Raw genomic sequence first — 6,984 nt, forward strand, 5'->3', positions numbered from 1 at the left:
GAAACAACACGGGGCGGCGCGTCAGCCGCGCGTCGCCCCGGAGAACGGAGGACACCATGGCAAGAATGAAATTCATCTGTGACGCCGAGCGCTGCATCGAGTGCAACGGCTGCGTCACCGCATGCAAGAACGAACACGAGGTGCCCTGGGGCGTGAACCGCCGGCGCGTCGTGACCATCAACGACGGGGTACCGGGCGAGCGCTCGATGTCGGTCGCGTGCATGCACTGTTCCGACGCGCCCTGCATGGCGGTGTGCCCGGTCGACTGCTTCTACCGCACCGATGAAGGCGTGGTGCTGCACGACAAGGACCTGTGCATCGGCTGTGGCTACTGCTTCTACGCCTGTCCGTTCGGCGCGCCGCAGTTCCCGCAGGCGGGCGCCTTCGGCCTGCGCGGCAAGATGGACAAGTGCACCTTCTGCGCCGGCGGCCCGGAAACGAACAACTCGGAAGAGGAGTTCCGCAAGTACGGCCGCAACCGTCTGGCCGAGGGCAAGCTGCCGCTGTGCGCCGAAGTGTGCTCGACCAAGGCGCTGCTCGGCGGCGACGCCGACGTACTGGCTGATATCTATCGCCAGCGCGTGCTCACCCGCGGCAAGGGTGCGGACATCTGGGGCTGGTCGACCGCCTATGGCAAGCCGGACGCACCGGCTACCGCCCCGGCGGCGGGAGGCAAATCATGAAGCCGCTGAGCGGAGCCGTCTGTCTGCTCGCACTCGCCGCCGCGCTCTCCGGCTGTGGCGAGAAGGAGCAGGTGGTGGTCTACAAGCAGGGCCAGTACCAGGGCAAGGCCGACGGCAAGCCCTGGGACAACGAGTCCTTCTCCGGCGACAAGGGAAACTGGGAGGCGACCATCAAGGCGCGCAACCAGAGCCAGAACGAATATCGCCGCATCAACGGTTAGGAGAGCGTTCATGAGTCATGACATGACTGTACTGAAGCGCCTGCTGTGGATGGTGCTGACGCTGTGCGCGCTGGCGGGTGGACCGGTTTTCGCCGCCGACGCGCCGCCGGCGACGGCGGCCGACCAGGCGTTGCGCCAGCAGTCGCAGCCGCTGAACAACGCGCCGGTGTGGCGCGAGGTGAGGTCGGGCGAGCAGCACTACACCACCGTGCAGGGCGTCGAGACCGGCGTGCTGATCCAGTCCGGCGGCCAGACCTGGCGTGCGCTGCGCAACGGTCCGCTGATGCTGTACGGCGGCATCGCCTTCTGCGCCATGCTGGTTCTGCTGGCCGTGTTCTTCAAGCTGCGCGGGCCGATCCGGCTGTCGGAGGCGAAGACCGGCCGGATGATCCAGCGCTTCAACACGATGGAACGGATGTCGCACTGGGCCATGGCGATCTCGTTCTGCGTGCTGATGGTGAGCGGGCTGGTGATGCTGTTCGGCAAGCATGTGCTGCTGCCGGTGTTCGGCTACTCGCTGTTCGCGACGGTGGCTCTGGTGTGCAAGAACATCCACAACTTCGTCGGGCCGGTATTCATTCTGTCGGTGCTGCTGTTCATCGTCCTGTTCGTGAAGGACAACGTGTGGCAGGCCATCGACGCGCTGTGGATACGCAAGGCCGGTGGGCTGCTGACCGGCGAACACGTACCTTCGCACCGCTTCAATTTCGGTGAGAAGACCTGGTTCTGGCTCGGTGTCGTGTTCCTGTCGCTGACCGTCGGCATCAGCGGTCTGGTGCTCAACTTCCCGAACTTCGAACAGGGCCGCGCCATCATGCAGACGGCGAACATCGTGCATCTGATCGGCGGCCTGATCGTGATGACGCTGTCGCTCGCGCATATATATATCGGCAGCATCGGCATGGAAGGCGCGCTCGACGGCATGAAGACGGGCTATGTCGACGAAACCTGGGCCAAGGAGCACCACGAGCTGTGGTACGACGCGGCGAAGAGGGCTCAACCGGCGGAGAAGCCGGCAGGCGGCATGCCTGCACCGGCCCGCGTCTGAACGGAGGACTACGCATGAACAGGATGATTGTGCTGCTGCTCGGCGCCTTGCTGTCGACCGGCGCGCTGGCCAAACTGCCGGAGCTTACCGAGGAACAGAAGGCCGCCGCCGCGGAGAAGAAGGCGAAGGCGGACGAAGCGACCAAGAAAGGCAACGAGCAGCTGGCGGCGTCGCAGGACCGCGTGGCGGCGAAGTACATCGAGCAGATGAAGGCGAAGGGCGTCACCGTGACGCCGACGCCGATCGCGCCGCCTGCCGCTCCGGCGGCACCGGCAGGCGCCGCAAACCCGCCGGCGGCGGCGCCCGCGGCGCCACCTGCGGCGAAGTAAGGAGGTCCGGACGCCGCGTTACTGCGGGCAACAAACACAAAAGGCACCGTGAGGTGCCTTTTGTGTTTGCCGCTCCGGATCACCGGGGTGATCCGGAGAAGGTGACTCAGCCGCCGAAGCGGTAGCGCACACCCAGCCAGCCCGATCGCGGCGCGCCCGGCGCGTAGAAGGTTTCATCCTCCCAGTTCGCCGTGTTGCTGTCGAAGCTGTTGTTCGGACCGACAAAGGGGTTCTCGCCGATCTGGCCCGCGGTGAAGTAGCGCTTGTCGAACACGTTATTCACCCGCGCGAACACCGACCAGCCACCGCCCAGCTTCGCGTCGGCCACCATGTTCACCACGGTAAAGCCGGACGTCTTGCCGTTCTCGTCGTGCTCGTTGTTCTCGTTGCCGCGAACATAGACACCCGAGTGCGTGATCACGTCCGAGCCGAGCGTGAGCCACTCGGTGGCGCGCCAGTTCAGACCCAGCTTGAACGAATGCTCGGCGATGCCAGGAATGCGATCGCCCGACTGCACGCGGATGTTGTCGACGCCGCAGCTCGGATCGAGTGCCGAGTTCTCCGGCGACACGATACATTCGCTCGAACGGTAGGTTGCGTCGACCCAGGTGTAACCTGCGTTCCACATCAGGCTGCCGTAATCGCCGCTCAGGCCGAGTTCGACACCGTTGCGCTGGGTCTTCCCGAAGTTCTTGAAATAGCCCTGACCGACCGTATTGCTGGCGACGAACAGGATGTCGTCGCGGTTCACCGCGCCGAAGGCTGCGACGTTCCAGCGGAACGGTCCGACCACGCCACGGGCGCCGATCTCGATGCTGCGCGTGACCACCTGATCGAGGCGCGGGTCGGCCTGCATCGCGTTCGGAAGCTTGCATGGTTCGTTCGGGTCGGAACAGCCCAGCTCGATCGGGCTGGGCGCACGGTTGCCCTGCTGCGCATTGGCGTACAGCGTGACTGCCGGCGTTAGGGCATAGGTGGCGCCCAGTGCCGGATTGATCTTGCTGTAGGTGTAGTCACTGTTGAGACTGGACGTGGCGTCGAGCTGGTCCATCGTGCGCACACTGGTGTGGTTGTAGCGGCCGGACAGCGACACCGTGGCGTCGGCGATCGGTTTCCAGGTGCCGGTGGCGAACAGACTCCAGGTACGGCTGCGGCCGCGCAGCTTCGGCTCGGGATCTTCCTCGCTGTCGGTCGGGGTGACCGAACGGTCGGGCAGGAAGTCACCCTCCTGCTCGGTCTGCTGGAACTTCGTACGGCTGTGGTCGAAGGTCGTGCCGACCGCCAGCTGACGGTCTTCGAGGATATGCGCCCACTGCGCGCTGAAACCGTAGCCGGTCTGGCGGGTGCGCGTGCGGTTCAGCACGCCTTCCGGATCCCCCGGTGCCGCGAACTCGTCGTTGGCGTCGCCGTTGAGCGTGCGTACGTTGTTCTTGCGCACATAGACGGTGCCCGACAGCTTCTGAACGTCGTCCAGCCAGTAGCCGCCGTTCAGCGACAGCATGGTCATGCGGTTCTTCGTGTTGTCCGGCGACGTGAAGATCGAACGCCGGCGTTGCTCGTAGAAGGACAGCGGCGTCAGACCGTTGCCGATCAGGTCGCTGTTTGCGTGCGTGATGTTCAGATCGAGCTCGTGCTTGGATGAGCGGTGCGAAATCTTGCCGAAGAACTGGTTCACGTCCGACGGCGACAGATCGCGCCAGCCGTCTTCCTTGAAACGGGTGGCAGTGAAGTACCAGCCCAGTTCGCCATTGTTGCCGCCATGTTCGGCGGTCACCGCGCTGCGGCCGAAGCTGCCGGTGTAGGCTTCGATGCCGGTTCCGGCATGACTGAAGCCGTCCTTGGTGCGCACGGACAGTGCGCCACCGAGCGTATTGAGGCCGAACAGCGGATTCGAGCCCGGGATCAGGTCGATCGAGGCGATCGCGTTACGCGGAATCAAGTCCCAGTTGACCACATCGCCGAAGGGCTCGTTCACCCGCACGCCGTCCTGATAGACCGACAGGCCTTGCGGCGTGCCAAGCAGCGGACTGGCGGTGAAGCCGCGGTAGTTCACATCCGCTTGGTAGGGATTGCCCTGGATCTCATTGACGTTGACGCTCTGCAACTGGCTGCCAAGCAGCTCGGGCAGACCACCAGAACCTGTATCGCGCAGCGCTTCACGACGGATCGACTGCACGTTGGCGGGGATCTCGTCCTTTGGCCGGTCCAGACCTGGCACCGGCGAAGTGCCGACAACCTCAACAGTGGGGGCCACGGTCTGTGCATGGCTGGCAAACGGCAGGCCGATCGTGCAGGCGCCGCTGATGATTGCGGCGAGCGGGGTCAGACGCAGACGTTGTGCGTCGGTGTGCTTTCTCAAGGGGTTACTCCTCTCGTTTCTGGGGAGTGCGCACTCGTTCTCTGGAGTGCGTCACTGAAACGACCCTACAGGCAGGGTCCGATCGGAAGATAGCCAAGAGCTGTAAGCAAGGATCGGGAAAAACTCCCGAGGTGGGCGGGCTGGCTTGTTTATCGCTTAGTGTGCGAATTGTCTGTCTGTGGCGCACATTTACCCGGCGCCTGCAGCGTCAATGATTGGCGTCCGTTGGGCCGAGCAATTGCGTCGGCCCGGTGCCGGACACCACACCCAGACGAAGCGCGAGGTGCACTAGCGCAGCTGACGTGTTGACGTTCAGCTTTTCCTTGATGAGCGCCTGATAGTTTGCGACCGTCTTCTGGCTCAGGTTCAGCATCTGCGCACATTCTGCGGGCGACATACCGCGTGCGAGCAGACGGAAGACCTCGAACTCGCGTGCCGAGAGCGCGTTGATGATCTCGCGCTCGGCATCGGGTGAGCGGTGTTCGACAACCCGTCGTACGTCCTCACTGAAGTAGCGCTCACCCCTCGCAACCGCCCGGACCGCCTCAAGCAATACTTCGGGGGCGCTGCGCTTGCTTATGAATCCGCAGGCGCCGCTCTGGATCGCCTTATCAACCACCACGGCCTCGTCATGGACGCTGAACACCAGTACGCGCGCGCTCGTATCGCGAGCACGAATGCGCCGTATCAGCTCTATGCCGCTCGATCCGGGGAGCGAAAGATCGGTCACCGTAACCTTCGGCGTGCATTGCACGTAAGCGGTGTAGCCCGCCTCTGCATCCGGCGCTTCGGCAGCCACGCGGATGTCTCCGCCCGCTTCAAGCAGTCTTGCGTAACCCGAGCGCACGACCGGATGATCGTCTACCAGCAGTACGTCGATCATTGAGTGTCCTCCTCATCTTGTTCAGCCGGCGGTCGACATGGAACCGAGCATGTGACGAGCACGCCCCCGAGACGGCTTTGCCCGATCGAAAGGCTGCCGCCCAACATGGAGGCCCGTTCCTTCATGCCGAGCCAGCCCAGTCCCGCACGAACGCGTGCAACGTCATGACCGATACCGTCGTCTTCGATGGTCAGATCGACCCGACCTGATTCCGGTTTGCCGTGCAGCATGATTCGAACGTGACCGGCGTGCGCGTGCTTCATGACGTTCGACAGCGATTCCTGCACGATGCGATACAGCGCAATACTGATCTGCTCACCGAGTTCGCCCAGTTCGCCGGACGGAAGAAGCGCGCAGCTTACTTCAGAGCGCTCCTCCCAGGACTCGCACAGTGATTGCAAGGCACCCACCAAGCCAAGACTGTCGAGCGCCGCCGGGCGCAGTTCGTACAGAAGTCCGCGGACGGTCTGGTACAACTCGTCCGCAGTCTCTGCGATGCGCGCGGCCGCCGCCTGTTCCGACGATGCCCCCAGAAGTGTCGTACGCAGGAATACCGCATCGATCCTGATTGCGTTGCAGCTCTGCCCGAAGTGATCATGAAGTTCGTGCGCAATACGTCGGCGCTCGGCTTCCTGCAGGCCGATCAATGTCTGCGCCAGTTCTCTGTTCCGTGCGGCAAGCCGCTGCAGTGCGTGCTCGGCCGCCACGCGCGACGTGAGTTCGCTGCGAGCCTCGCGCCAGCGAAGGAAGGAGAAAACGGCCAGTCCCGCCAGCACGCTGAGCAGAACGAACACAAGCTCGTCCGCCTGGAAGCCCTCGTAACGAGTGAGCTCAGCATGGAGCCTTTCGTAAAGCTCGGTGCGAGAACTCACCAGGAAGGTGAGCAGCGCCGTCGTACCTATCAGTGCGCCTTCGAGTCGCCGTCGGCGCGCCGACGACTTGATGCCCTTGTGCACCGCCCTATATATATGCATGTATGTCCAACCCAGCCTTCACTGCTTGTTCGAGCACCTCATGCTGCCACACGCCGATGTCTCAAGATTTCGGCTTCAGTAACCGTGCTGCAAAGAAAGTCCCAACGGGTGTTGACCTGTTGTTGGAAAACCTTCATAATCTTTTTCTCTCGAACGCGGGGTGGAGCAGTCTGGCAGCTCGTCGGGCTCATAACCCGAAGGTCACAGGTTCAAATCCTGTCCCCGCAACCACCGATTCAACAAAACGGTGAGCGAGAAAAGGTTTCAAAAATGTTTGCGCAGATCTGAAAACGTGCTATAGTTTCACTTCTGTGCTGCAGCGAAAGAGGCAGCAAAAAAGTAACAAAGCAGCGAACGTTCTTTAACAAAACAAACAGCCGATAGGTGTGGGCACGGCGTGGTTGTAACGGCGAGCGGCTGTCGTTTCAGGGATTCCTGGGGCGGTGGTTAATCGCATGACAACTAAATTGAAGTGCTCATACGAATC

7 protein-coding genes and 1 tRNA gene are annotated in these 6,984 nt (G+C 62.8%); 5 read left to right on the forward strand and 3 right to left on the reverse strand.

The window, feature by feature from the left end:
- Positions 1-56 precede the first annotated feature (56 nt).
- The 4 genes from fdh3B to AC51BJ_RS14065 are packed head-to-tail and all read left to right on the forward strand — an operon-like array spanning position 57 to position 2,281.
- Positions 57-683 (forward strand): formate dehydrogenase FDH3 subunit beta, encoded by a 627-nt coding sequence (gene fdh3B, locus AC51BJ_RS14050; RefSeq protein ID WP_029143814.1) that lies wholly within the window; start codon positions 57-59, stop codon positions 681-683.
- Positions 680-904: a hypothetical protein gene (locus tag AC51BJ_RS14055; protein WP_430435675.1), complete on the forward strand. Its 225-nt coding sequence runs from the start codon at positions 680-682 to the stop codon at positions 902-904. The genes fdh3B and AC51BJ_RS14055 overlap by 4 nt, the downstream gene beginning before the upstream one ends.
- A 22-nt stretch (positions 905-926) precedes the next feature.
- Positions 927-1,952, forward strand: coding sequence for a formate dehydrogenase subunit gamma (locus AC51BJ_RS14060; protein ID WP_496280637.1), 1,026 nt, complete (start codon positions 927-929; stop codon positions 1,950-1,952).
- 14 nt (positions 1,953-1,966) lie between these two features.
- Entirely contained in the window at positions 1,967-2,281 is a 315-nt protein-coding gene (locus AC51BJ_RS14065) for a hypothetical protein (RefSeq protein ID WP_029143812.1), read from the forward strand.
- Positions 2,282-2,387: 106 nt separating this feature from the next.
- On the opposite strand, the gene AC51BJ_RS14070 is transcribed toward AC51BJ_RS14065, so the two are convergent.
- From AC51BJ_RS14070 to AC51BJ_RS14080, 3 genes are all read right to left on the reverse strand, one after another.
- Positions 2,388-4,640 (reverse strand): TonB-dependent receptor, encoded by a 2,253-nt coding sequence (locus tag AC51BJ_RS14070; protein WP_496280638.1) that lies wholly within the window; start codon positions 4,638-4,640, stop codon positions 2,388-2,390.
- Positions 4,641-4,848: 208 nt separating this feature from the next.
- On the reverse strand, positions 4,849-5,523 hold the full coding sequence (locus tag AC51BJ_RS14075) for a response regulator (RefSeq protein ID WP_496280639.1): 675 nt from the start codon (positions 5,521-5,523) through the stop codon (positions 4,849-4,851).
- Positions 5,520-6,479 carry a sensor histidine kinase gene (locus tag AC51BJ_RS14080; RefSeq protein ID WP_496280640.1) on the reverse strand — a complete coding sequence of 320 codons (960 nt, stop codon included), beginning with the start codon at positions 6,477-6,479 and terminating at the stop codon, positions 5,520-5,522. The genes AC51BJ_RS14075 and AC51BJ_RS14080 overlap by 4 nt, the downstream gene beginning before the upstream one ends.
- A 172-nt stretch (positions 6,480-6,651) precedes the next feature.
- Here AC51BJ_RS14080 and AC51BJ_RS14085 point away from each other — a divergent pair.
- A tRNA-Met gene (locus tag AC51BJ_RS14085) sits at positions 6,652-6,728 on the forward strand.
- Positions 6,729-6,984: the final 256 nt, after the last annotated feature.

Source organism: Methyloversatilis sp. S146-33, assembly GCF_059552495.1.